General features: G+C 54.7%; 22 protein-coding genes. All 22 read right to left on the reverse strand.

Going from position 1 to position 23,899, the window contains the following annotated elements:
* Window position 1: 1 nt before the first annotated feature.
* The gene (locus tag TCARDRAFT_RS04365; protein WP_007288806.1) at window positions 2-1,336 is read right to left on the reverse strand and encodes a [Fe-Fe] hydrogenase large subunit C-terminal domain-containing protein; all 1,335 of its coding nucleotides are present in this window, start codon (window positions 1,334-1,336) and stop codon (window positions 2-4) included.
* A gap of 16 nt (window positions 1,337-1,352) precedes the next feature.
* Complete coding sequence (locus TCARDRAFT_RS04370; RefSeq protein WP_007288807.1) at window positions 1,353-1,784, reverse strand: ATP-binding protein; 432 nt, start codon at window positions 1,782-1,784, stop codon at window positions 1,353-1,355.
* A gap of 6 nt (window positions 1,785-1,790) precedes the next feature.
* Window positions 1,791-2,141: a DRTGG domain-containing protein gene (locus TCARDRAFT_RS04375; RefSeq protein ID WP_007288808.1), complete on the reverse strand. Its 351-nt coding sequence runs from the start codon at window positions 2,139-2,141 to the stop codon at window positions 1,791-1,793.
* Window positions 2,142-2,341: 200 nt separating this feature from the next.
* The gene (locus tag TCARDRAFT_RS04380) at window positions 2,342-3,580 is read right to left on the reverse strand and encodes an O-antigen ligase family protein (RefSeq protein WP_007288809.1); all 1,239 of its coding nucleotides are present in this window, start codon (window positions 3,578-3,580) and stop codon (window positions 2,342-2,344) included.
* A gap of 35 nt (window positions 3,581-3,615) precedes the next feature.
* A complete protein-coding gene (locus tag TCARDRAFT_RS04385) occupies window positions 3,616-4,905 on the reverse strand; it encodes a bifunctional folylpolyglutamate synthase/dihydrofolate synthase (protein WP_007288810.1) in 1,290 nt (429 codons plus the stop codon).
* Window positions 4,906-4,917: 12 nt separating this feature from the next.
* Window positions 4,918-7,572 (reverse strand): valine--tRNA ligase, encoded by a 2,655-nt coding sequence (locus tag TCARDRAFT_RS04390; protein WP_007288811.1) that lies wholly within the window; start codon window positions 7,570-7,572, stop codon window positions 4,918-4,920.
* A 327-nt stretch (window positions 7,573-7,899) separates the two neighbouring features.
* Window positions 7,900-9,360: a menaquinone biosynthesis decarboxylase gene (locus TCARDRAFT_RS04395; protein WP_007288812.1), complete on the reverse strand. Its 1,461-nt coding sequence runs from the start codon at window positions 9,358-9,360 to the stop codon at window positions 7,900-7,902.
* Between the two features lie 39 nt (window positions 9,361-9,399).
* The gene (gene tatC / locus TCARDRAFT_RS04400; protein WP_007288813.1) at window positions 9,400-10,176 is read right to left on the reverse strand and encodes a twin-arginine translocase subunit TatC; all 777 of its coding nucleotides are present in this window, start codon (window positions 10,174-10,176) and stop codon (window positions 9,400-9,402) included.
* An 11-nt stretch (window positions 10,177-10,187) separates the two neighbouring features.
* Complete coding sequence (gene tatA, locus TCARDRAFT_RS04405) at window positions 10,188-10,376, reverse strand: twin-arginine translocase TatA/TatE family subunit (protein WP_007288814.1); 189 nt, start codon at window positions 10,374-10,376, stop codon at window positions 10,188-10,190.
* A gap of 161 nt (window positions 10,377-10,537) precedes the next feature.
* Window positions 10,538-11,917 carry an FAD-binding oxidoreductase gene (locus TCARDRAFT_RS04410; RefSeq protein ID WP_007288815.1) on the reverse strand — a complete coding sequence of 460 codons (1,380 nt, stop codon included), beginning with the start codon at window positions 11,915-11,917 and terminating at the stop codon, window positions 10,538-10,540.
* A gap of 64 nt (window positions 11,918-11,981) precedes the next feature.
* Entirely contained in the window at window positions 11,982-13,637 is a 1,656-nt protein-coding gene (locus tag TCARDRAFT_RS04415) for an L-lactate permease (protein WP_007288816.1), read from the reverse strand.
* Between the two features lie 304 nt (window positions 13,638-13,941).
* Window positions 13,942-14,736 (reverse strand): FadR/GntR family transcriptional regulator, encoded by a 795-nt coding sequence (locus TCARDRAFT_RS04420; RefSeq protein ID WP_007288817.1) that lies wholly within the window; start codon window positions 14,734-14,736, stop codon window positions 13,942-13,944.
* Between the two features lie 16 nt (window positions 14,737-14,752).
* Window positions 14,753-15,721, reverse strand: coding sequence for a polyprenyl synthetase family protein (locus TCARDRAFT_RS04425; RefSeq protein ID WP_007288818.1), 969 nt, complete (start codon window positions 15,719-15,721; stop codon window positions 14,753-14,755).
* Between the two features lie 57 nt (window positions 15,722-15,778).
* Entirely contained in the window at window positions 15,779-16,027 is a 249-nt protein-coding gene (locus TCARDRAFT_RS04430) for a 4Fe-4S binding protein (protein ID WP_007288819.1), read from the reverse strand.
* Window positions 16,028-16,039: 12 nt separating this feature from the next.
* Entirely contained in the window at window positions 16,040-16,792 is a 753-nt protein-coding gene (locus TCARDRAFT_RS04435) for a 2-oxoacid:acceptor oxidoreductase family protein (RefSeq protein WP_007288820.1), read from the reverse strand.
* A gap of 3 nt (window positions 16,793-16,795) precedes the next feature.
* Window positions 16,796-17,566, reverse strand: a complete 771-nt coding sequence (locus TCARDRAFT_RS04440) for a thiamine pyrophosphate-dependent enzyme (protein ID WP_007288821.1) — start codon at window positions 17,564-17,566, stop codon at window positions 16,796-16,798.
* Between the two features lie 12 nt (window positions 17,567-17,578).
* Window positions 17,579-18,658 (reverse strand): pyruvate flavodoxin/ferredoxin oxidoreductase, encoded by a 1,080-nt coding sequence (locus tag TCARDRAFT_RS04445; protein WP_007288822.1) that lies wholly within the window; start codon window positions 18,656-18,658, stop codon window positions 17,579-17,581.
* Window positions 18,659-18,809: 151 nt separating this feature from the next.
* Window positions 18,810-19,799 (reverse strand): phosphate butyryltransferase, encoded by a 990-nt coding sequence (gene ptb, locus TCARDRAFT_RS04450; RefSeq protein WP_007288823.1) that lies wholly within the window; start codon window positions 19,797-19,799, stop codon window positions 18,810-18,812.
* Window positions 19,793-20,278, reverse strand: coding sequence for a siroheme decarboxylase subunit beta (gene ahbB, locus TCARDRAFT_RS04455; RefSeq protein WP_007288824.1), 486 nt, complete (start codon window positions 20,276-20,278; stop codon window positions 19,793-19,795). Before ahbB ends, ptb begins: the two co-directional genes overlap by 7 nt.
* A gap of 12 nt (window positions 20,279-20,290) precedes the next feature.
* Window positions 20,291-20,743 (reverse strand): siroheme decarboxylase subunit alpha, encoded by a 453-nt coding sequence (gene ahbA, locus TCARDRAFT_RS04460; RefSeq protein ID WP_007288825.1) that lies wholly within the window; start codon window positions 20,741-20,743, stop codon window positions 20,291-20,293.
* An 89-nt stretch (window positions 20,744-20,832) separates the two neighbouring features.
* Window positions 20,833-21,456, reverse strand: coding sequence for a ribosome biogenesis GTP-binding protein YihA/YsxC (yihA, locus tag TCARDRAFT_RS04465; protein ID WP_007288826.1), 624 nt, complete (start codon window positions 21,454-21,456; stop codon window positions 20,833-20,835).
* Window positions 21,449-23,770, reverse strand: coding sequence for an endopeptidase La (gene lon / locus TCARDRAFT_RS04470; protein ID WP_007288827.1), 2,322 nt, complete (start codon window positions 23,768-23,770; stop codon window positions 21,449-21,451). The genes yihA and lon overlap by 8 nt, the downstream gene beginning before the upstream one ends.
* Window positions 23,771-23,899: the final 129 nt, after the last annotated feature.

A 23,899-nucleotide genomic window follows, 5' to 3' on the forward strand; every position in this document is an offset into this window, starting at 1 on the left:
TCTACTCCTCATTTTCTTTATCCAGTGATGGCGGCAGCTTTTCCGCCAGGTCTACCATTTCCCGCGCCAAATCGCGCACCCGTTCCCGCAGTTTAAATACGCAATCCGTTTCACTGGCCGTGCCCTGGGCGATGTCTTCGGCCAAAGCCTTGCAGTTTGGCGAACCGCAGGAACCGCAGTCAAGGCCGGGCAGCTTTTTCAGCATGGTTTCCATGACTTCCACTTTGTACATAGCCTTAAAAATGTCCTCATCAAGCCGCAGAATGGGCCGGGGTTCAATCGCCCGCCGTTCGGCGCCGCCCAGCTCAGCTTCATCAAAAGACTGGCGAGGCTGCTTGCCGTTTTTACCATCCTCTTGCCGCATAATTTTGAGCCGCTGTTTCATGCGGTGTTCAGCCACAAAGCGGTTTTCCACGGTGAGCGGCCCGCCAATGCAGCCGCCGGCGCAAGCCAGCCCTTCGATATAGTCCACCCCCGCAAGTTTGCCAAGAGCTACCTGATCCAGGACGTCGCTGACATTGTGAATTTCATGGACAACAAGCGCATTGTCCACTCTGGCCGCCACCGTTTCGCCGCCAGCTACGGCCCAGCCAATGCCAAGCCAGGATGCGCGGCGACCGCACTTATCCGCGGCAGGATTGGTCGGCAGCGTTTTAAGGAGAAAGCTGTAAACCTGCGCAATGGCCAGTGCGCCACTAATATTCGATTTTTCCGTCCCCAGCGGCTGCCGGACGGCTGTCATCTTGGCCGGGCAAGGCGTAATAAACCAGGTGCCGATTTCTTCCGGCGCCAGCCCTAATTCGGGGCCGCGCTGCGTCCGCACCACCCGGGCGGCTACTTCTACCGGCGCGTCGATAGGGACGAGGTGATCAATGAGTTCGGGATATTTCACCTGAATGAGCCGCACGACCGCCGGGCAAGCGGAAGAAATGGCCGGCCGCTTAATGTCGCGACGCTGCAGATAGCGCCGGACAGCCAAGGAAACTATTTCCGCACCCTGCGCCACCTCAAAGACCTCGTCAAAACCCATATTTATTAGCCCGCATAAAATGGCCTCGATAGGGACCTCCAGCCCGAACTGGGCGTAAAGCGACGGCGCCGGCAGGGCAACATTGTATTTGTATTTTTTCAAATCAGCGAGGCAATCAGTCACGGCCGTTTTGGCATGGTTGGGGCAGCGCCGGATGCATTCGCCGCAGTCGATGCAGCGCGCCTCGGTAATCTGCGCCTTGCCGCCCCGGATGCGAATAGCTTCCGTGGGACAACGCTTGATGCAGTTGACACAGCCCTGGCAGCGATTGGCAATAAGCCGTACCGAGTGAAAATACTCTGCCATTTTCCCCACCACACAGTCATGAATGGCGGATTACCATTCGGATTTTCGTTCCTACATTAACTTCCGACTGGATCGTAAATTCATCGGAGCATTTATACATATTTGGCAGTCCCATGCCCGCACCAAACCCTAGTTCACGGATGTGATCCGGCGCGGTCGAAAACCCCTCCTGCATGGCCTGCTCGATATCAGCAATCCCCGGTCCTTCGTCTTCGATAGTCAGTTCAGTACGACCTGCGTAAATACAAGCGCGCAGCACGCCACGCCACGCATGAATAATAACATTCATTTCCGCTTCATAGGCACCGATAGCGATCCGGCGCACGATATCAGGCCGGATGCCCAACTGCTGGAGTACGCGTTTGACTTTGCTGGAAGCTTCCCCGGCGCCTTCAAAATTCCCCCCGGTCAGCGGAAACTCCAAAACAATGGCCCCATCGGCATTCACGGCCCATCACCGCTGGGAGCAGCCAGCCAGGCCGCTAATGTATAATAGCCCGCAAGCCTCATACATGGGAAGGCTGCAGACAAGGAGCGGAATCCCTTTCGCTTGGGCTAGCCGGACCACGTCATCGCCCGGCCGCTTGCCGCGGACAAACACGATGCCAACCAAATCGCTCACCTCAGCCGTCCGGATAACCTGAATATTGGTCAAACCGGTTAACAGCAGCGTTTTTTCTTTGGTAAAGGCCAATACGTCGCTCATCAGGTCAGCGCCGCAAGCGCAGATCGCTTCCGTTTCCAGCGAGTTTTCGCCACAAATCACCTCGGCCTGCAGTATTTCCCGGACTTGGGCCAATTTCATCTTTACAGCCTCCTACCGCCGTTTCAAACTATGTTCGAAATTTCACACAATTGTGCAGAAAAAATTAAGGGCGCTAGGCCCTGTGGTGTCCTCGATATTAATATTCGATATAATAATATTCGCAGCCAACATGAAAAATCCCTGCTGGGCTTGAGACAAATCTGCAGGAAATTGCACACAAAATGTGAACGAAATTGCACTTAAGCCCGCATATAAGCGTTGTGCCACACCACTACCACCATGGCGTTAAGCAGCCAAAACAGCATTGACAGCTGGATGTTAAACAAAATGTGGTCGGTCAAGCCGTTGACAGCCAGTCCTACTAACGCGGCCACTACTCCCAGCATGAGGGCGGAGGCCCATTGGTCGCCGGCATTGCCGATCAAGCGGACCGCCAGCCGCGCGTGCCCGGCCATTACAGTAAGAAAGGCTACAAAACCGGGAATGCCGATTTCCGCGGCTATCTGCAGATAAAGATTATGGGCATGAAAAATTTTCGTTCCCGCATCCTGGACAAAAAAGTCATATTCCGGATATACCAGCCAATATGCCCCCCAGCCGATTCCTAACAGCGGCCGGTCCATAATCATAGCCACGGTGCTTTCCCAGAGGGCGATACGCAGGGTGGATGACGTATCGGTCGGATTAATAATCGAAAGCAGCCGTTCCAGGACCGCGTCGTGCGCCGGCAGCACGGCAGCCGGAATTAAGAGCAATAGCCAGAAAATACGCCGGTTATGCAGCATGCCGTAGACGCCAATCACCGCCAACACGCTAAGCCATGCGCCGCGGGAATAAGTAAGCACCAGGCAAACGCCCAAAAGGCCAATGAAAATAGCAAATGCCAGCCGCCGCGGAACGGAATGAGCGCCGCGCAGCGCCAGACCCGCCGCCAGCGCCATGATCATGACCAAAAAGCCGGCCAGGAGATTAGGATTTTGCAGCGTGGAAAAGACGCGCACTTTTAAGTCGGGAAACTGCTCGCCATCCACCCATTCAAAGGCGGAAATATCTATCCCGTATATGTATTGATAAAAGCCATAGGCCGTAACAACGGCGGCCGAGACCAGCACCGCCCATACAATGCGTTTCAACTGCTCCAGGGAGTGGACATTGTTGACGACCAGATAATAGATGATGATATACCGCCCCATCAAGTGATAATAATTATAAAAACTAAACGAGCGGTCCGGCGAGACGAGGACGGACGCGGCCGACAGCGCCACCAAGAGGGCAATTGGTCCGTCCAGTGGAGTGGGCCTGAGCGCCAGACGCCGCGCCAGCGCCATTTTGCCAGCCCATAACAGCGCTCCGCCGCCGAGAAATACCGACGAAGCCGTCAGGGACAACGGCAAAAAAAAGGCCACCGCAATAATGCAGTGTTCGATGAGGTAGTCCAATATATACTGAGTCTGAGTTGTCCGGTAGGATATATGCACAATTTTTCACCAGCTTTATTATATCCAAAGGCGCTTTATTTGTCTATGGTCAGAAGTATCTGCCGCACCGCGCCGATGAGATAAAGCGAGCCGGCCGCACAAACCACGCCATCGGCACCGGCCAACCGGCGGGCCTGCGCCAGCCCTGCCGCAATACTTGGCGCTTCTTCCACGGAGCCGCCTATTTCCCGGGCAATCTCGCCCGGGGCCGCGGCCCGTTCGGACAACGGCGCCGCGGCCACTACCATGTCTTGTGGCCGTACCAGGGCGCGCACTATACCGGTAATGTCTTTATCACGCAGTATCCCTAGCAGAAAAGTGATGGGCCGTCCGCCAAAAACCTCGTCAAGCGCAACCCTTAGCGCCCGGGCGCCGTGAGGATTATGGGCGCCGTCCACCACAATGACAGGCTCCCCGGGAAAAACTTCAAACCGCCCTGGCCAGCGCGCCGCGGCCAATCCGGCGGCAAGCGCGTCCGGCGTAATGGGCGCACCCCGTTCTGCAAGAACCAGGGCCGTCATGACGGCGATAGCACAATTTTCCACCTGGTGCCGTCCCAGCAAGGTAAGGGAAAAAGGCCCAAGTCTGCCAGTTTGCGCGGTATGCACGGCAACCCTTTGGCCATAGTCGTACCGTCCCAGATACTCGCCGACAAAGTCCCGTCCCCGCACATACAGCATACTGCCACAGGCCGCAGCCGCCTCGCGGATTACGGCCAGGGCCTCGCCTTCGGCGGCAGTGATCACCGGCACACCCGCCTTGATAATGCCGGCCTTGTGCCGGGCAATTTCCCTGACCGTGGCGCCGCAGCGGTCGGTATGTTCTAAGGCGACATTAGTAATAACCGCTGCTTCGGGGCTAATGACATTGGTCGAGTCCAAGAGTCCGCCAAGACCGACCTCAATGACCGCGTACTCCACTTTCGCCTCGGCAAAATAATGAAAGGCCGCCGCCGTCAGGACTTCAAACTCGGTAGGATGCTCCCACCCCTCTGCCGTCATCTGTTCAATAAACCGGCGGGTATAATCAATCGCGGCTGCGAAGGCGGCAGGAGCGGCCGGGCGGCCGTCCACCACCATCCGCTCCGTATAGTCGACCAGATGGGGAGAGGTATACATCCCGGTTTTTATCCCGCTCGCCTGCAAGATTGCGGCCAGCATCGCCGTAGTCGAGCCTTTGCCGTTGGTGCCGGTAACATGCACCGTACGGTAGCGGCGCTCAGGATGGCCCATCAGGTCAAGCAGCCGCTTTATCCGGGCCAGCCCGAGATTAATACCGAATTTATTCAGCGTTGCCAAATATTCCAGAGCTTGTTGGTAGGTCATAGGCTGTCTTCCTTAGGCCAGTTTAGCCAGATAGGCGAGCCGTTCAAGAATGGCCGCCCGTTTTTCCTGGTACTCCCGTTCCCGGGCCCGCTCTTTCTCCACCACATCGGCAGGAGCTTTGGCCAGAAAGCCGGGGTTGGCCAGTTTACCGGCGATGCGGGCAATTTCTTTTTCTATCCCCGCCAGTTCTTTGCTTAGGCGGGCTGTTTCTTTTTCCACATCAATCAGTCCCTTGAGGGGAAGATATACTTCCACCCCGCTAACCACAGCCGCCATGGCGTTTTCGGGTTTGGCAGCGTCGGTGCCGCAAATGGCAACAGGCTCGGCGGCAGCCAGCGCCTGCAAATAGGCGATGTTTTTCCGGAACACTTCCGCCAGCTCATCTGCGCCAACATGGAGAATGACCTCGCTCTTTTTGCCCGGCGGCACGTTGACTTCGGCCCGCATATTGCGCACGGCTTTAATGGTGTCCATGATGGCCGTCATGTGCCGCTCTGCCTCAACATCGATTAGCTCAGGCTGCTCCTTCGGCCAAGGAGCGACGACAATGCTTTTGCCGTCATGGGGCAGCGCCTGCCAGATAGCTTCGGTGATGAAGGGCATGAATGGATGCAGCAGCTCCAGGGTACCGCGCAGGACATACCACAGGACATACTGCGCCGTCTCCCGATCTTGGGCATTTTCTTTGCGGTACAGCCGCCCCTTGGTTAGTTCGATGTACCAGTCACAGTATTCGTTCCAAATGAATTCATACAGCAGCCGGGCCGCCTCGCCCAGTTCAAACTTCTCCAGGTTGGCCGTCACATCGGCAACGGTTTGCGCGTAGCGGCTTAAGATCCAGCGGTCGGCCAGGGCAAACCGGGCAGGATCGGGCTGGGCGGCGGCATCAAAGCCGTCGAGGTTCATGAGCACAAACCGCGAAGCGTTCCAAATTTTATTGGCAAAGTTGCGGCTTGATTCGACGCGTTCCCAATAAAACCGCATATCATTGCCCGGTGTGTTGCCGGTCACCAGGGTAAAGCGAAGCGTGTCGGCGCCGTACTTTTCGATTACTTCCAGCGGATCAATGCCATTACCCAAAGACTTGCTCATTTTCCGACCCTGAGCGTCGCGCACCAAGCCGTGAATAAAGACATACCGGAAAGGAATTTCCCGTTGAAATTCCATGGCCATGAAAACCATACGCGCGACCCAGAAAAAGATAATATCATAACCGGTTACCAGCACGCTTGTCGGATAGAAATGAGCAAGTTCGGCCGTCTTTTCCGGCCAGCCCATGGTCGAAAAGGGCCAGAGGGCCGAACTGAACCAGGTATCCAGCACGTCCGGGTCCTGCTCGACCTTACCGCCGCATTTCGGGCAGCAGCTGACATCCTCACGAGATACAATGGTCTCGCCACATTCACAGTACCAGGCGGGAATGCGATGGCCCCACCAGATTTGGCGGGAAATGCACCAGTCGCGGATATTCTCCAGCCAATTAATATAAATCTTGGTAAACCGCTCGGGAACAAACTTGATTTTACCGGAGGCAACCGCTTCAATCGCCGGTTCAGCCAGCGGCTTCATCCGGACAAACCACTGTTTGGATATCAGGGGCTCGACGACGGTGCTGCAGCGCTGGCAGTGGCCGACGGAATGAACATGTTCGTCAATACGGACAAGATAGCCCTGCTCTTTTAAATCCCGGACAAGAACCTGCCGGCATTCGTAGCGATCCATCCCGGCGTATTTACCGGTATTTTCCGCCATGGTACCATCCGGATTGATGACAATAATTTCCGGCAGCTGATGCCTTAGACCTATTTCAAAGTCGTTCGGGTCGTGAGCCGGCGTCACTTTCACCGCACCGGTGCCAAACGATGGGTCGACATACTCGTCGGCCACGATTGGCAGCCGCCGCCCTACCAGCGGCAAAATCAGCTGTTTGCCGACCAAATGGCGGTACCGGGCATCGTCGGGATGTACGGCTACCGCAGTATCGCCCAGGATGGTCTCCGGCCGAGTGGTGGCAACAGTAACATATTCGCCGTCCATTCCCTCCACCGGATACCGTACATGGTAGAGGTGACCGCTCTTTTCTTCATGTTCCACCTCGATGTCGCTAAGCGCCGTTTTACACCGGGGGCACCAGTTGGTAATGCGGTTACCCTGGTAGATAAGACCTTTTTCATAAAGGGAAACAAAAACTTCCCGCACTGCCCGCGAACAACCTTCATCCATGGTAAACCGCTCACGCACCCAGTCGCAAGATGCGCCAAGGCTCTTGAGCTGCTTGATGATGCGGCTGCCATACTGCCGTTTCCATTCCCAGACGCGGTCAATAAACTTTTCCCGGCCAAGGTCGTAGCGGGTTAGCCCTTCCTTGGCCAACATCTCTTCGACCTTGATCTGGGTAGCGATGCCGGCATGGTCGGTACCGGGCATCCATAGCGTGTTGTAACCCTGCATGCGCTTAAAGCGAATAAGGATATCCTGGAGCGTATTGTCAAGGGCGTGGCCCATGTGAAGCTGCCCGGTAACGTTGGGCGGCGGAATAACGATACTAAACGGCTCTTTGTCCGGTTCCACTTCGACGTGGAACAGACCCTCGTCTTCCCAATATTTGTACCATTTGCTTTCCACCGTCGCCGGATCATAGACGGTCGGGATGGTTTTTTCCTCCATGCGTAAACCTCCTGTCTTTTTTCGCCCAAAAATAAAAAGCCTTCATCCTCCTAAAGGACGAAAGGCCTACTTCCGCGGTACCACCTTTATTCCCGCTTACTTGAGCGGACACTCTTGCCGGAATAACGCCCCGGCCGTGCGGGCAGACCTACTCACCCTTCAGCCTGCCGGCTCGGGGACGACTTGGCCACATGCTAATCCGAAGCGCCCTTGCAGCCCAGGGAGCGCTCTCTCTGGCGGGGCATGGGGCTACTCCTTCCCGTCATCGCCGCTTGCCAATGTTAGCATTATCATAGCAATAAATGGCCAAACCTGTCAAGTTTCGCCCTAATCCAGCCCAAGTTCGGCCCATCTGGCGTCTACCTGGCGGCGAATGTCGTCAGACATGGCAATCTCATCAGGCCACTCGCGCGGGTGACCTTCCTCCGGCCAGGTTTTGGTAGCGTCGATGCCCACCTTGGTTCCCCAGTGCGGCATCGGCGAAGCGTGGTCAAGGGCGTCAAGCGGACCGTCAACCATGACGATGTCGCGGCGGGCGTCAATGTTGTTAAAAACACGCCACCACACTTCGTTCATGTCCTGGACATTGACATGGGCATCGACCACGATGATCATTTTGGTAAACATCATCTGCCCCATGCCCCACAGGGCATGCATTACTTTTTTGGCATGTTGGGGGTAGCTTTTGCGGATCGATACGACGGCACAGTTGTGAAATACCCCTTCCAGCGGCAGGTTGATGTCCACGATTTCCGGCAGCTGCAGCTGCAAGAGCGGCAGGAAAATCCGTTCTGTCGTCTTGGCCAGGTAGCAATCCTCCATCGGCGGCTTGCCAACGATGGTCGCCGGATAGATGGGATCACGGCGGTGGGTAATACAGGTGATATGAAAGACGGGATAAAGGTCGGCCAGTGAATAATAACCGGTATGGTCGCCAAAAGGACCTTCCCGGCGCAATTCGTTCAGATCGACATAGCCTTCCAGGACAATTTCACTCGTTGCCGGCACTTCCAGGTCAACGGTCTCGCATTTCACCATTTCGACCGGCTTTTTGCGCAGGAAGCCGGCGAACACCATTTCATCCATGCCGGGCGGCAGCGGCGCCGTTGCTGCATAGGTTACCACCGGATCACCGCCGATTGCCACTGCCACCTCAACCCGGTTTTTGCCCGCTTCCTTATGAGCCCGGTAGTTTTCCGCCCCACCTTTGTGGATATGCCAGTGCATCCCAGTCGTTTGCCCGTCATAGACCTGCATGCGGTACATCCCGACATTGCGCTTGCCGGTCGTGGGGTTCTTGGTGAATACGAGCGGCAGGGTGATAAACCGGCCAGCGTCTCCGGGCCAACACTTAAGGATGGGAAACTTGTCCAAGGAAGGATTATCCCGGATAATGACCTCTTTGCACGGGCCGGTTTTTACGATTTTTGGAAAATTAAACGCCGGTTTCAGGGCTGGCAGCAGTTTAAGCACATCGAAAGCGCCCTGCAGTGACGCTTGCGGCAATTTAATCAGCCGGCGGATTTCGTCGGCGATGTCGTCGACCTTGTCAACCCCCAGAGCCAAAGCCATGCGCTCCATACTGCCGAAAGCATTCATCAGCACCGGAATATCATAACCCTTAACATTTTCAAACAGCAGGGCCACGTTCTTGTCGCCCTGACGTTTGCACACCCGGTCGGTAATTTCCGTAATTTCCAGCTCACAGTCTACCGGCGCCGTTATGCGCTTCAGCCAGCCGCGCCGCTCCAGCGCCGCGATAAATTCCCGTAAGTCGTTAAAGGCCAAAACTATGCTCCTTTCGGAAACTTCTATCCATAGTTTATCTTACTTGCGCAGAATATACTTCACAACCAAAATACTGATTTCATACAGAAGGAGTAAGGGAATGGCCACCATGGTCTGCGAAAAAACGTCGGGCGTCGGCGAAATTACAGCGCCCACGACAAAAGCCATAACCAGCATAATTTTCCGCTTGGCCACCAGATAGGCCGAACTGATAAGCCCAAATTTCGCCATGATAAATATGAGCAAAGGCAGTTCAAAAATCACGCCAAAAGGCAGCAAAAACGAAATGACAAACGAAAGGTATTGGCCGATCGAGAACATCGGCTGCAAGTCTTCGGTAGCAAAACCGATGAAAAACTTAACGCCGGCCGGCAGCACGAGAAAATACGAAAAGGCCAGCCCCAGAAAGAACAGCGCCAGCGACGCTGGCACCAAAATCAGCGATGCTTGCCGCTCCCGTTTGGTCAGAGCCGGCACGACAAAAGCCCACATCTGATATAAAACGACTGGCAGGGCCAGCAAAAATCCGGCAAAAAAGGACACCTTAAGATAGGTGAAAAACGCTTCAGCCGGATTCATATAGTATAGTTTGCCGGCGGGAGCGGTTATGTAATGCACAAGCTCCTGAGCATAAAAATAACAAACAATACTGCCCGCAGCCACGGCCGCCAGCGATATAATCAACCGGCGGCGCAGTTCCTCCAGATGATCAATAAGCGACATTTCCGCGCCACCGTCAGTATCGGCAGCCTGGGCTTCGGTTTGCGGCAGAGCGCCCGCTTGCTCGTCCTGAAGCCCCGGTTTGGTCTCCGCCATTTCGCCACTCCTTACTTCTTCTCTTCTGCTTTAGCTTCGGCCTTTAGTTCTTCCTTAGTCGGCTCACCTGCCGTCGCCCGCCGGAATTCCTGAATGCCCTTGCCCAAAGCCCGGCCGACTTCCGGCAGCTTGCCCGGACCAAAGACCACCAAGGCGATAACTAAAATTAGAATAAGTTCCGGAATGCCAAGATTAAACATGGTGTCACTTCCTGTTCTTTAAATTTTGTTTACGAGTTTTTGCCCACTACTATTATACCGCCCGCCCTGGAAAAATACAACGACCTCCACCCCCCTACCAGGAGGGATGCCAACATTGACAAGAAACTGGAGTGGCGGCCGCAGCCACCACTCTTTTCACACTACTGCAGTTGACCAACCAGTTTGCCGGGATTAAGGATACCATTGGGGTCCAAGGCCTTTTTAATGACTCGCATAACATCCATACCTACCTCGCCAAATTGGTCGGGCATATATTTCAGTTTGCCCAGGCCAATGCCGTGCTCGCCGGATAACGTACCACCCAGCTCGAGTGCGGTCAGGAAAATCTCGTCCATAGCCTTGTAGACCCGTTCCATTTCGCTATTGTTGCGTAGGTCGGATACAAGCGTCGGATGAAGATTGCCGTCACCGGCATGGCCGAAAGTACCGATTTGCACGTCGTATTTTTGGGCGATTTCCGTTATGCGGCGCACCATGTCAGGCACCTTGCTGCGCGGCACGGTGGCATCTTCGCAGAAGGTGGACGGTCGCAGCTTGGCCAGCGACGGCAATGCCGCCCGGCGGGCCGCCCAGATCTGGTCCCGTTCCTGAGCGCTAGTAGCCACTCGTACCTGACCGCCATTTTCGCGCAGAATTTTCTCCATCTTGACGGCGTCCTGTTCGACGGTGGCCTCGTCACCGTCAACCTCAGCCAAAATAATCGCCTCGGCTTCGACCGGCAGTCCCAGTTTGACAAAACTTTCCACCGTGCGAATGGTATAGTTGTCCATAATTTCCAGGGTTGCCGGGATAATTTTGTTGCCAATAATATCGGCGATTGATTTACCAGCGCCGTTAAGGTCGTGAAATACGGCAATCATGCTCTTGCGATGGGTTGGTGCCGGCACCAGCCGGACAATAATCTTGGTGATGACGCCGAGGGTGCCTTCTGAACCGGTAAACAGCATAGCCATATCGTAGCCGGGCGCCCGCGGCGTGCGCCCGCCAAACTCAACAATTTGGCCATCGGCCAGTACAACTTCCAAGCCCAGTACGTAATGCTTGGTCACGCCGTATTTAAGGCCGCGCAGGCCGCCCGAGTTTTCCGCAACCGTGCCGCCCATCGAAGCAGTGGTGACTGTGCCGGGATCGGGCGGATAAATAAGACCATACTTTTCCACCGCCGCATTGAGCTCGGCCACAATGACTCCCGGCTCAACAACGGCGATGAAATTTTCCGGATCAATCTCCAGGATGGAATTCATCCGCACGGTGGATAAGACAATTCCTCCATCCATCGGGACAACGCCGGCGCTGAGGTTGGTTCCCGAACCGCGCGTATAGACAGGAATTTTTTCGCGATTGGCCAGGGTTAGGATGCGGGACACTTCATTTTTGTCTGCCGGCCGGACGATAACCTCCGGCACACGGGCAAAGCCGGGCGTGGCATCATAGCCGTAGCAAATTAATTCCTCCGGCGAGGTCAGCACATTTTCCCAGCCAACAATTTCGGCCAAAGCTTTAATAACCCATTGTTCCATTGCCTTCCTTCCCCCTCTGAGAAAAACGGGCGGGCATAAAACCCGCCGCGATAACACTATTCTACTAAGGCAACATCCAGCGCAAAGCGTATGCCTGCAGGTAAGTCAACACGGCCATGAAGAGAATCATCGCAATACTGTGCCACAGCGTGAAGCGGAAGATGGTGCCTTCTTCGCCTACCAGGCCGGTTGCCGCCGTCGCGACCGAGATGCTTTGCGGTGAAATCATCTTGCCGCAAACGCCCCCCGACGAGTTGGCCGCTACCGTCAGATTGGGATCGACGCCAATCTGCTGGGCCGCCGTCTTCTGCATCGAGCCAAAGAGCGCGTTGGACGAGGTGTCCGAACCGGTCAGGAACACGCCGAGCCAGCCCAAAATCGGTGAAAAGAAGGGGAACAGGGCGCCGGTGGCGGTGAAAGCCAAGCCTAGCGTCGAGCTCATGCCGGAGTAGTTCATGATATATGCCAGGCCAAGGATCATGGCAATAGTAAAGATAGGATAGATGAGCTGCTTAATCGTCCGGCCGAAGCAAGCCATCGCCCGACCAAAACCGTAGTTGGGAATGATGAATAACGACAGCAGGCCGGAGAGGAAAATGGCCGTACCGGCGGCAGAGAAAATATTGACAACATATTTAGCCGGGTAGGGAGACGGTTTGGCGACAACCGGCGCCGCTTTCATAACCAGGCCGTCAAGACCCGGCCAGCTAATCGTAAACCAGGGCATCGCTTTGTCGATGTTCAGCAGACTCAGCTTGAGTTTCAGATATTTGTCGTCAGCCCACAGGAAGACCAGCACCGCCAGGATGATGTATGGCGCCCAGGCGCGGAGCACTTCACCGGTCGTGTACTGGAGCTTCACCCCACCCGTCGCGGCAGGTTTTTCGTTGGGGAAATGCCAGACGTTCGCCGGCTTCCATACTTTCAGGAAAACGAGCAGACCGACAATGGTGACAACGGCCGAGGTAATATCCGGCAGATAGGGATTAACATAGTTGGAAGTAATGAACTGCGTGCCGGCGAAGCAGATGCCGGCGACCAGCACAGCCGGCAGCACTTCCATAGCCCGCTTCCACCCGCACATGGTCACGACCAGCCATAGCGGCACAATGATAGACAGGAACGGCAACTGGCGGCCAACGATCTGGCTGATATGCATCATATCAAGCTGGGTAACGTTGGCGGCGACGACAATTGGTATACCGATAGCGCCGAAGGCTACCGGTGCGGTGTTAGCAATGAGACAGATACCGGCAGCATAGATGGGGTTGAAGCCCAGACCCACCAGCATGGCGGCCGTAATCGCCACCGGCGTGCCGAAACCGGCCGTACCTTCAATGAAGGAACCGAAGGCGAAGGCGATGAACAGCGCTTGGAGGCGGCGGTCATCGGTAATAGAGGCTAATGAATTTTTAATAATTTCAAACTCACCGGATTCAACCGTCATATTATAAACCCAGATGGCAGTAACAACAATCCACACAATAGGGAAAATACCGAACATGGCGCCGTTTAAGGTAGCGCTGATGGCGAGCCCGGCAGGCATGCCCCAGACCAAAATGGCCAGCAGCACCGCCGAAGTCACGCCAACAATCGCGGCATGATGACCTTTTGACCGTCTGACGCCGAGCATATATAAAAGAATGAAGAGCGGAATAGCGGCAACCAATGCCGAAAGTCCAATGTTGCCAAGGGGATTATACACTTGCGTCCACGTCATTAAATACACTCCCTTGCTTTTTAATTTCTATTATTGGGGAAATTTTTTGTGCTCTTGTCACCTCCTTGCGCCCCATGGTTTTCTTAACTACCTCAGCATTACGCCAACACTATTGTACCAATTTTAAGAATACTGAGATAGTCATCGGCTAACACTTAACGCCATATAAAATACTTATATGCCTGCTCTTTGCAGTTATAACACGTGAAAAACCTAACTTTTAGGAATATTCGTGAAATTGTTTTGCAAAAAAAAGAAGTCGCCGTTAAAGTTCATTTAGTTCATAAACGTTATGAACTTAATTCTACGACGACTGCTTAAAATCCTTTTTGTTCTTGCTATCCGCCGCAATTTTATCATTATGTTCAAAGTTTTTAATAACAATATTAACCTTGCCGTTTTTCAATTTGAGCATAGCCTGTTCCACCATCGCCAAATGGTCGCGCATTCGCGCCCGCGCCAGTTGCGCATCCTTCGCGGCGACAGCTTCATAAATGGCGCAGTGCGACCGATGAAGGGCCTCCGGCATATGTTCCACCAAAAAAAGCCGCTGGCGGGAAGAGCGAAACGTATTGTTCATCAAGTCAGTAATGGTATTCATGACTTTGATCAGTACCATGTTGTTCGTCGCCCGCGCCAGGCTGCAATGAAAAGCAGCGTCGCCCAAGTCGCCAATATCGCCGGCGTTTACCTGCTCAACCATGCTGTTCATCGCCCGGTAAATGTCCTCCAGGTCCTGCGGCGTGGCCCGCAAGGCAGCGAGCGCCGCCGTTTCCACCTCCAGGATTTTGCGTACTTCCAACAGTTGCAGAACGTCAGCCGCATCGACCTGCAAAAGAAAGGATAGCGGCTCCAGCATCCCCTCGTAGGAAACCTGCCGAACAAAACTGCCCTCGCCTGGGCGGATGGTGATAATCCCCATCATTTCCAGGGCGCTAAAGGCTTCACGCACCGACGCCCGGCTGACATTCAGCCGCTCGCTGAGTTCGCGCTCAGAAAGCAGCTTATCGCCTGGCTGCAGTTTGCCCTCGACAATTAACTGCTTGATCTGCTCGACAATTTCTTCATACACTTTCCGCGTCTTAACCGGCTTAAACATATCGCCCTGCCTCCTATCAATACTTACGCAATCCGACAAAATCGGCGATAGCGATAAGCGTTTGGCGAATGGCGCCATCGAGACCGGCCGGTAAGGCTAAACGAGCTTCTTGCAGATAACGGCTGACATACTCGTAAGCATACTCGATGCCGCCACTGTCCTGCACAATCGCCAGTCCTTGCTTAAGACCAGGTTCATCCATGTCGCGGCTGATAACCAGTCGGCGCAATTCTTCCCGGCGGGGGCTGTGCTGCAAAGCGTATAACACCGGCAGGGTGATAATGCCCTGCCGCAGGTCATTGCCCGCCGGCTTGCCTAGTTGGGCTGAAGAAGCAGTGATATCCAGAATATCGTCGGTAATCTGAAAGGCCATACCCACCGCATGCCCGTACCGGCGCAGAGCCGCCACCTCGTCCGGCGCAAGGCCTGCCGACAGGCCGCCCAATTCGCAACTAGCCGCGATAAAATCGGCGGTTTTCTTGGCTATCCGCACCAAGTAATCCTCTTCCGACTGCTCGGCGCTAAACGTATCCCGAATTTGCAAAATTTCCCCCTCGCACATGGAACATACTACATCGGTGAGGATGCGCAGCATGGCGGGAGTGGCATGTTTGGCCACCGTCGAAAAAGCCTTGGCAAATAAAAAGTCGCCCGACAGGACGGATACATGGTTGCCCCAGCGGGAGTTGGCCGTAGGCAATCCCCGGCGGGTCGCGGCATTGTCGATAACGTCATCGTGAACCAAAGTAGCCATATGGATCATTTCGATAGCCACCGCAATTGGCAGCAGTGATGCTGTCTCGACCTGACGGCTTTTGGCGCACAAAAGATACAAGGCGGGCCGCAACCGTTTGCCGCCCGCCTGCAATAAGTGCCTTCCCACCTGAGTAAGTTGGTCAACGGGCGAGTGTATTATTTCTGACAGCGCCTGCTCAACAGCCAATAAATCAGCCTCGACTAAGGCAAACATGGTAGTTTTGGTCATGTGATCACCTGCGTAAGAGTCTTTTTTTATAATACACTATCGCCCTGTTACCGTCTACTATTTCTTTTTCTCAACCCGAATGGCGCAATCGGGGCAAATCATTTGGCAGATACCGCAGACAATGCATTTTTCCATATTGGCTTCGACGCGCGGCGTACCATAAACGCCCAGCCCTTCGGACCAGCCGATGCATTTAACCGGACATTTTTCCATGCACAGCCCGCAGCCCTTGCACAGTCCCGGGAATATACTCCACTGGCCTTTGCTGCTTTCGTATTTTACCGATTCCCAGTTAACTTTGGCCATTGTTTCCCCTCCTTACATCGAACCCTTAATAATTTCGTAGCCGCGCTCAAGGGCTTTAAAGTTCATATCGCGAAGCTCCGGATTGGCTTTAAATTTATCGCCCAGTTTGGTTTCCAGGGCTCGCTTGATTGTCTCAAGCGGCAGCACTTCCGTCGCAGCGATAACTGCCCCGAGAATAATCATATTGAAAACGCGGGGGTGTAGTTCGTTTTTCGCGATGTCGTTGGCCGGAATCGGAATGACGCGCTTAACTTGCGCGGGAATATCCGCCGGATCAACGCCGGGGCCGGGTACGGTGAACGAAGCGGTCTTAGGTTCACCGGCAATCATGTCTTGCGGCAAATCCTGATTAGGTTGGCCTGCTGCCGGCGCCTCGGCGGAATTCGGCATGCCGGCGGCTGGGTTCGGCGGCGTCACGTCCATATATTGCAAACCAACGATATTATCGTTGACTTCGCCTTCCTGGATGAGAGAGTTGTCATAGATATAAACGGTGTTGCGGCCGGCATGCAGTTTGGTGCGGCGGACGGCGCGAGGGCTAAGGGGAATAAGAATGTCGGCCTTCTGGAACTTGGGAGCGCCAATAGGGCCGTCACTGATTTGCACATAGGCAATGGACACGCCGCCACGCTGCTCAACGCCGAAGTTAGGAATATACAGCGCGTTCTTGCCCTCTTCGTTAGCGGCTTCCGCCAGAATTTCCGCAATGGACTGAACGCCTTGGCCACCTTCGCCGGCCAGAGCGATCTTGGTAACTTTCGCCATGTGTTAGCCCTCCTTTACTTGCGGCACGCGCAGTTCGCCGACTTTAAAGTATTGCGTCATTTCTTTCTCGATGAATTCCCACGTTTGTTTGGCGTTGGTCCGCCAGTTGGTCGGGCAACCAGACAGCGCCTCGACAAAAGATATCCCGTTGCCGGCCATTTGGTTTTCCAGCGCCTTTTTAATGAAGCCTTTCAGCTGGCGGGGGTTGGCAATGGTACCCCGGGCCACATAGGCGCCTTCGGGGGCTACGGCGGCGACCATTTCCGGACCCTTGGTCGGCAGGCCGGTCTGTTCGACGTCACGACCGTACGGCGAGGTCTCGGTTTTCATCCCCGGCAGCGTAGTCGGCGCCATTTGACCGCCGGTCATGCCGTAGTTACAGTTATTGCAAAGAATAATCGTAATTTTTTCATTGCGCACCGCGGCGTTGAAGAGGTGCTGCGATCCGATAGCGTAACCGCCGCCGTCGCCCATATAGGCAACGCCAATCAATTCCGGATTGGCCCGTTTCATGCCGACAATAACCGGCGTCGTCCGGCCATGGTGGGTTTGAACCGAGTCAACGGCAAAGAAGTCCCAGGCCAAGAGTGAACAGCCGATGTCACACCCAAAGACCATTTTGTCCTTGATCCCCAGCTCGTCAATGGCCTCGCCCAGACACTTGAGAATAATGCCATGACCGCAGCCCGGACAGAATTTATGCGGTTTTGATTCTTCGTTCCAGCTTGACGGCATCGCCGGCTGAAGAATACCTTGCTCTTTCAGTTCTTGCATAATCTTCCCCTCCTACCCTAACAGTTTGGATACTTCTTCGTAGATTTCCTCGGTGGTGATGCCGACGCCCGGCCGCAACATAGGAACAAGTTCCACATTCATGCCGTACAGCGCCTGTTGGACAAGTTTCATAAGCTGTCCGTACGAAGACTCGGCAATGAAAATTTTCTTGGCTGTTTTTGCGGCCTCACGGAGCTGCTCGACAGGGAACGGACGGAGCGTAATGGGGCGGAAGTAGCCGACCTTCTTGCCTTCATTGCGGAATTGGCTATGCGCTCCCTGAGCGGCACGGAATACCACGCCATGGGTAAGAATAATCACATCGGCGTCGGCACAGTCTTTCGCATCCCATTCGACAACTTTCGGCGCCATGGCTTCCCAATCGCGCTGATTGGCCATGACCACTTCATATAACTCGTCTTCGGTGTTATATGTATTGCGGATGTGCTTAAACTGTTTGCCAGGCGTAGTATCGCCAAGAATGGGCTCCGGTTTGACGAGCTTGATGCCGCGCGCTTCGGGATCATAAATGGTCAGCGGCTCGCGCATTTTGGCCTGGTAGCCGTCGCCAAGCACAAAGGTGGGGAACCGGTAAGTCCAGGCGGAATTGAAGGCCTTGATGGTATAGTCAAACAATTCCTGGTGAGTGGCGGTAGAATACACAATGCGGTGTCCTTCGCCATTGCCGCCGAAAGTGGTCAGCGTTACCTCCTGCTGCGAGTAAATAACGGTAGCGGTAGAGGGGCCGCCGCGCTGTTGAATGATATAGACAATCGGCAAGCGCATCATCTCGGCCATGGTTGCCGACTCCTGCATCAGTACGTTGCCCGGGCCGGCGGTGGCGGTGAAGGCTTTTCTGCCGGAAATTACACCGCCCAGCGTGGTAAAGCCGGCGGAAATTTCGTCCTCAACCTGGAGAAACTTCTTGCCGTACTTGGGCGCAAGCCGCGTCCAGTAATGCATGATCTCGTTTTGCGGCGTGATGGGATAGCCGTACATAATGTCGACTTTGGCTGCAACGGCAGCCCAGGCAACGACTTCATTGCCTGTCATGAATACTCTTTGTTCACCTTGCAGTGAAACTTCGGCCATAAGAGCACCTCCTGAAAAATTATACACCGGTTTATATACAAAGGCCGGTATGTACCGTACCTTCATATACCCTGGCTAAGCGGCCCAGAGTCCCGCCTTGAAAAAGCAGGCATTCCTACCCATGTAGTTTTCCCATGTCCCATAATATTATTTATAGTCTAATGGACAGGTGGTCAGGCCAACACTTTTTACAATTCGCTTTTCCCGGACAAGTTCCTTTTTTTATTTTAAATAATTTTCTTTTTGGTCCGAGCAAAGCCCCTAAGGCAATGGACATGATTTTCCCTTCGTGCGTATCGGCCCGGGAAGTCACGATAACCGGTTTGGCCGCGCCGAGAATAAGACCGGCCATGCGACCGCGGGCAAAGTAAATAAGCGATTTGCCCAAGGCGTTACCCACTTCAATATTAGGAACCAACAAAATATCAGCCAGACCGGCTACTGGACTCGCTATGCCTTTATGTCTGGCCGCTTCAAGATTAATCGCATTGTCGAGGGCGAGCGGACCATCAACGACCGCGCCTTTAATCTGGCCCCGGTCGGCCATCTTGGCCAGCGCGGCGGCATCCAGCGTCGCCGGCATATCAGGATTAACCACTTCCACGGCGGCAAGCGCCGCGACCTTGGCAGGGCTAATGCCCAATACCTTGGCCAAACCGACGCTATTTTGGATGATATCGGCCTTTTGCGCGAGAGTTGGCGCGATGTTCATGCCGCCGTCAGTAACAATGAGCAAGCGGTCAAAGCCAGGCACTTCAAAGACGGCGGCATGGCTAAGCACCCTGCCGGTACGCAGCCCAACCTCTTTATCCAGGACGGCCCGTAGTAAATCGGCGGTGTTGATAAGGCCTTTCATCAGCACATCCGCTTCCCCGCCTGAGACCATGGCCACGGCACGATAGGCGGCCTGGCGGTCGTCGGCCTCATGGACGATTGTTAGCCCATCCAGACTGACGCCGATTTTCGCCGCGGTACGTTCAATCTTGTCCTGGTCGCCTATCAGGATAAAATCGGCGATGCCCTGTTCTTTCGCCCCTCTGACGGCCTCAAGGACGGCGTCATCCTGCGCGGCAGCCACCGCCACCCGCCGGGGCGGTAATCCTTTAACCGCCGCGAGTACATCAGCAAAACTTTTTAACATTGTTCTTCGTCCTCTCGAAAATAGTGCATACTCGTTTTTTTCCATTCCCGGGTGCTGAACAGCATAACATATTGGTCCAACCCGGCGGCCCGGGCCAACGCTTCGACCACTTCCCGGCATTCATCGCGGGTGTGGGCATGAACCATGGTGTAGAAGTTGTACGGCCAGCCTTCGGCCGGCAACCGGCTGTAGCAATGGGTAACAGCAGGATGGGCAGCCATCAACCTCCCTACCTCTTCTTCGCGCTCCGGCGTTACCACCCAGGCGCAGAGAGCATTGGCCGCATAGCCCACCTCGCGATGACGAAGAACGGCACCCATTTTCCGGAGTTGCCCTGTTTGCCGGTACCGCTCCAGCCGCTGCAAGAGTTCGTCTTCACTGATGCCCAGCCGCTCGGCAACGACGCGGTAGGGATCGCTCACCAGCGGAAATTCGTCTTGCATAGCGGCAATAATCTTTTTATCTAAGGCGTCCAACATACTCCCACCTGCCTACCCAAGCGTGAACTTAACGCTTACTTTGTATTTCCTGGTTGCCGGCAGGCTAATCAGCTTGTCCACTCCGTCGAGGCTGCCAATGTGCCGGAGGACGCGGCACTGGGCCTCCTTGCTTGGCGAGAGGAGCGCAAACCATAAGTTGTAGTCCCCTTCCCGCTCGTAATTATGGGTAACACCCGGGAAGGCATTAATCGCTTCCGCTACTTCCCTTATTTTGTCCGGCCTGACGCGCACGGCCGCCAGCGTGCCCACATACCCCAGCCGGGCGGAATCAAAGAACGGCCCGATCCGCCGGATGTAGCCAAGGGCCTTGAGCGCGCGCAGCCGGTCAATGACCGTGGCCTCGTCGACGCCCAGCCGCTTAGCCAGCTCGGCAAAAGGCCGCTTAGCGAGCGGCAAATCGGTTTGGATAATATTTAGCAAAGCTTTATCGAACTGAGTAAGCATGGAATCGCCTTTCCTCTTAAATATCGAGACAATCTCGCATTTAGATAATTAGCAGGGACGCCGCATCGCATCCCCGCTTACCGATGAGCTTATTTTAGCAAAATTTGGCCAATTACGTCAAGAAGGTCGTCCCGCCCCTGCCCATTAAGGGCTGAATAGGCGATAATCCCGCCCGTTTCCAGCTTTAACCCGTTTTTAATCGCCGCCAAATGCCGCGCTACGTGGGTACGGCCGATTTTATCCGTTTTGGTGGCCACCACCTGCACCGGCAGGTTATGCGTTTTCAACCAACCGTACATAGCCACATCGCTGGCCTGCGGCGGATGGCGGAGGTCAACCAACTGGCACACCAGTTTCAGGCGCGGCGAACGGAGAAAGTACTCTTCGACAAACCTGGTCCACTGCCGACGTTGGGTTTGGCCCGCCCGTGCGTAGCCGTAACCGGGAAGGTCGACCAAATACCATTCCAGCCGCCGTTCGTTGGGCAGTTTGGCGGTCACAACATAATAATTAATGGTTTGGGTCTTGCCAGGGCTGGCACTGACCCGCGCCAGCCCATGATGACGGCACAATGAATTAATTAATGACGATTTACCCACATTGGAGCGGCCAATGAACGCGATTTCGGGCAATTCTTCCGGCGGATACTGGTCGGGCCGCACGGCTGACGCAACATATTGGGCTTTGATGACATTAAGTTGCATATCAGCCATTATCCGTCACCAGGGCGGCCCGAAGCACTTCGTCCATATGTTCTACAAAGATAAACTCAAGACTGCGCTTGACGTTGGCCGGAATTTCTTCTAAATCCCGCCGATTTTCCTGAGGAAGGATGACTTTCTTAATCCCGGCCCGGTGAGCGGCCAATACTTTTTCTTTAATGCCCCCTACCGGCAGGACGCGCCCGCGCAGCGTAATTTCCCCGGTCATGGCGAGATCTGAACGTACCGGCTGGCCGGTCAAAGCAGACGCTACCGCTGTGGCCATGGTGATGCCGGCCGATGGACCGTCCTTCGGGATGGCACCTTCCGGCAGATGAATATGAATATCGGTTTTTTCATGAAACTCTTCATCAATGCCAAGCTCCTTGGCCCGGGTGCGAATATAGGTAAAGCCGGCCTGCGCCGATTCCCGCATCACTTCGCCCAACTGACCCGTAAGCGTTAGCTTGCCTTTGCCTTTCATAATCGAGACTTCGGCAGCCAGCACATCGCCGCCCACTTCGGTCCAGGCCAAGCCGGTAGCGACACCTACCTGCGGGCTTTTTTCCGCTTGGGCGTGACGATACTTGGGGGCGCCTAAAAAAGTGTGGAGGTTTTGGGCCGTGATTTTGACCGCTGTGCGCTGCTCCTGGACAATTTGCCGCGCCGCCTTGCGGCACAACCCGGCGATATTGCGTTCCAGGTTGCGCACACCCGCTTCGCGGGTATAATCACGAATTACTTTCTGAATGGTGCCTTCCGAAAAGATGATCTGCCCTTCGCTGAGACCATGATCGCGGGTCTGCTTGGGAATGAGATAGCGTTTGGCGATTTGCACCTTTTCCTCTTCCGTATAACCAGGAATGGAGATAACCTCCATCCGGTCGAGCAGGGGCCGCGGGATGTTGTGCATAACGTTGGCCGTCACCACCCACAGCACGCGCGACAAGTCAAACGGCACCTCAATATAGTGGTCGCTGAAGGTGTTATTTTGCTCAGGATCAAGCACTTCCAGCAGCGCCGCCGAGGGGTCGCCACGAAAATCGGCACTCATTTTGTCGATTTCGTCCAGCAGGAAAACCGGATTTTTCGAGCCGACGGTGCGCATGCCCTGAATTATCCGCCCCGGCAGGGCGCCCACATAGGTCCGGCGGTGACCGCGGATCTCAGCCTCATCACGCACGCCGCCGAGCGACACCCGGACGAACTTGCGCTCCATCGCCCGGGCAATGGAACGAGCCAGCGAAGTCTTACCGACACCGGGCGGCCCGACCAGGCAGAGAATGGGGCCTTTCATGGTTTCAGTCAATTTGCGAACCGACAAATACTCGAGGATGCGTTCCTTGACTTTCTGCAGGCCATAATGATCTTCGTCAAGGATTTTTTCGGCAACAGCAATATCCAGGCGGTCGGTCGTTTCTTTCGTCCACGGCAGGGCGAGCAGCCAGTCGAGGTATGTACGGATAACAGCGCTCTCCGCCGCCATGGGCGGCATCTTCTCCAAGCGCTCGATTTCCTTATTTATCTTTTCCGCTACTTCTTTTGGAATATCAAGTTCCTTAAGGCGCTGCCGATACTCGTCCGCTTCCGCCAGCCGGTCGTCCTTTTCGCCGAGCTCTTTTTGAATGGCCTTGAGCTGCTCGCGCAGATAATATTCTTTTTGCGTTTTCTCCATCTGCTTGCGGACTCGAACGTTAATTTTCTTTTCCAGTTCCAGGATTTCCATTTCCCGCCCGAGAATTTCGCACAGTTTTTCCAAACGTTCCTTGTAGCCTACGGCTTCGAGCAGCGCCTGCTTATCTTCAATTTTCAAGGCTAAATGGCTGGCAATCAGATCTGACAGCCGGCCAGGCTCTTCCACTGTCACCACGGATATGAGCGTTTCCGGCGGGATTTTTTTGCTCAACTTTACCCATTGCTCAAATTGGCTGATGGCGGTGCGGGTAAGCGCCTCAATTTCCGGCGTCTTGGTTTGAATTTCATCGAATTCCTCGATTTCCACCTGAAAAAAGGGGTCAAGTTCAGTGTAACGCAGAATTTGGGCGCGGTGCAGTCCTTCAACCAAAACGCGGATGGTTCCACCCGGCAGCTTGAGGAGCTGCTTAATTTCAGCTATGGTACCAATGCGGAAAATATCGTCAGGCTCGGGCCGGTCATTTTGCGCGTCCTTCTGTGACGCCAGCATAATCAGCCGGTCGTGCACCATTGCCTCTTCCAAGGCGCTGATGGACTTCTCCCGCCCTACGTCCAGATGAATGATCATGTACGGAAAGACAAGAATGCCCCGCAGCGGCAAAAGCGGGATAAAACGCCTTTTTTTAGACATAAAAAGGGCCTCCTTTGCGCACGCACGAAACGTCAGTGTTAGTTTCAACGCATGTATTTATAAATATTCTTAGCCAAGCGGAAAATCCCTTTTATCCATACTTTGAGGAAAGAAAAAGTGAGCCTGGGA

This window comes from Thermosinus carboxydivorans Nor1 (assembly GCF_000169155.1).
Taxonomy (GTDB): domain Bacteria; phylum Bacillota; class Negativicutes; order Sporomusales; family Thermosinaceae; genus Thermosinus; species Thermosinus carboxydivorans.

Bases quoted from the DNA above. Each gene is read 5' to 3' on its own strand.
- TCARDRAFT_RS04365 (WP_007288806.1), bottom strand. From the start codon at position 1,336: ATGGCAGAGTATTTTCACTCGGTACGGCTTATTGCCAATCGCTGCCAG.
- TCARDRAFT_RS04375 (WP_007288808.1), bottom strand. From the start codon at position 2,141: ATGAAATTGGCCCAAGTCCGGGAAATACTGCAGGCCGAGGTGATTTGT.
- TCARDRAFT_RS04385 (WP_007288810.1), bottom strand. From the start codon at position 4,905: ATGACCTACCAACAAGCTCTGGAATATTTGGCAACGCTGAATAAATTC.
- TCARDRAFT_RS04390 (WP_007288811.1), bottom strand. From the start codon at position 7,572: ATGGAGGAAAAAACCATCCCGACCGTCTATGATCCGGCGACGGTGGAA.
- tatC (WP_007288813.1), bottom strand. From the start codon at position 10,176: ATGGCGGAGACCAAACCGGGGCTTCAGGACGAGCAAGCGGGCGCTCTG.
- tatA (WP_007288814.1), bottom strand. From the start codon at position 10,376: ATGTTTAATCTTGGCATTCCGGAACTTATTCTAATTTTAGTTATCGCC.
- TCARDRAFT_RS04410 (WP_007288815.1), bottom strand. From the start codon at position 11,917: ATGGAACAATGGGTTATTAAAGCTTTGGCCGAAATTGTTGGCTGGGAA.
- TCARDRAFT_RS04415 (WP_007288816.1), bottom strand. From the start codon at position 13,637: ATGACGTGGACGCAAGTGTATAATCCCCTTGGCAACATTGGACTTTCG.
- TCARDRAFT_RS04420 (WP_007288817.1), bottom strand. From the start codon at position 14,736: ATGTTTAAGCCGGTTAAGACGCGGAAAGTGTATGAAGAAATTGTCGAG.
- TCARDRAFT_RS04425 (WP_007288818.1), bottom strand. From the start codon at position 15,721: ATGACCAAAACTACCATGTTTGCCTTAGTCGAGGCTGATTTATTGGCT.
- TCARDRAFT_RS04430 (WP_007288819.1), bottom strand. From the start codon at position 16,027: ATGGCCAAAGTTAACTGGGAATCGGTAAAATACGAAAGCAGCAAAGGC.
- TCARDRAFT_RS04435 (WP_007288820.1), bottom strand. From the start codon at position 16,792: ATGGCGAAAGTTACCAAGATCGCTCTGGCCGGCGAAGGTGGCCAAGGC.
- TCARDRAFT_RS04440 (WP_007288821.1), bottom strand. From the start codon at position 17,566: ATGCAAGAACTGAAAGAGCAAGGTATTCTTCAGCCGGCGATGCCGTCA.
- TCARDRAFT_RS04445 (WP_007288822.1), bottom strand. From the start codon at position 18,658: ATGGCCGAAGTTTCACTGCAAGGTGAACAAAGAGTATTCATGACAGGC.
- ptb (WP_007288823.1), bottom strand. From the start codon at position 19,799: ATGTTAAAAAGTTTTGCTGATGTACTCGCGGCGGTTAAAGGATTACCG.
- ahbB (WP_007288824.1), bottom strand. From the start codon at position 20,278: ATGTTGGACGCCTTAGATAAAAAGATTATTGCCGCTATGCAAGACGAA.
- ahbA (WP_007288825.1), bottom strand. From the start codon at position 20,743: ATGCTTACTCAGTTCGATAAAGCTTTGCTAAATATTATCCAAACCGAT.
- yihA (WP_007288826.1), bottom strand. From the start codon at position 21,456: ATGGCTGATATGCAACTTAATGTCATCAAAGCCCAATATGTTGCGTCA.
- lon (WP_007288827.1), bottom strand. From the start codon at position 23,770: ATGTCTAAAAAAAGGCGTTTTATCCCGCTTTTGCCGCTGCGGGGCATT.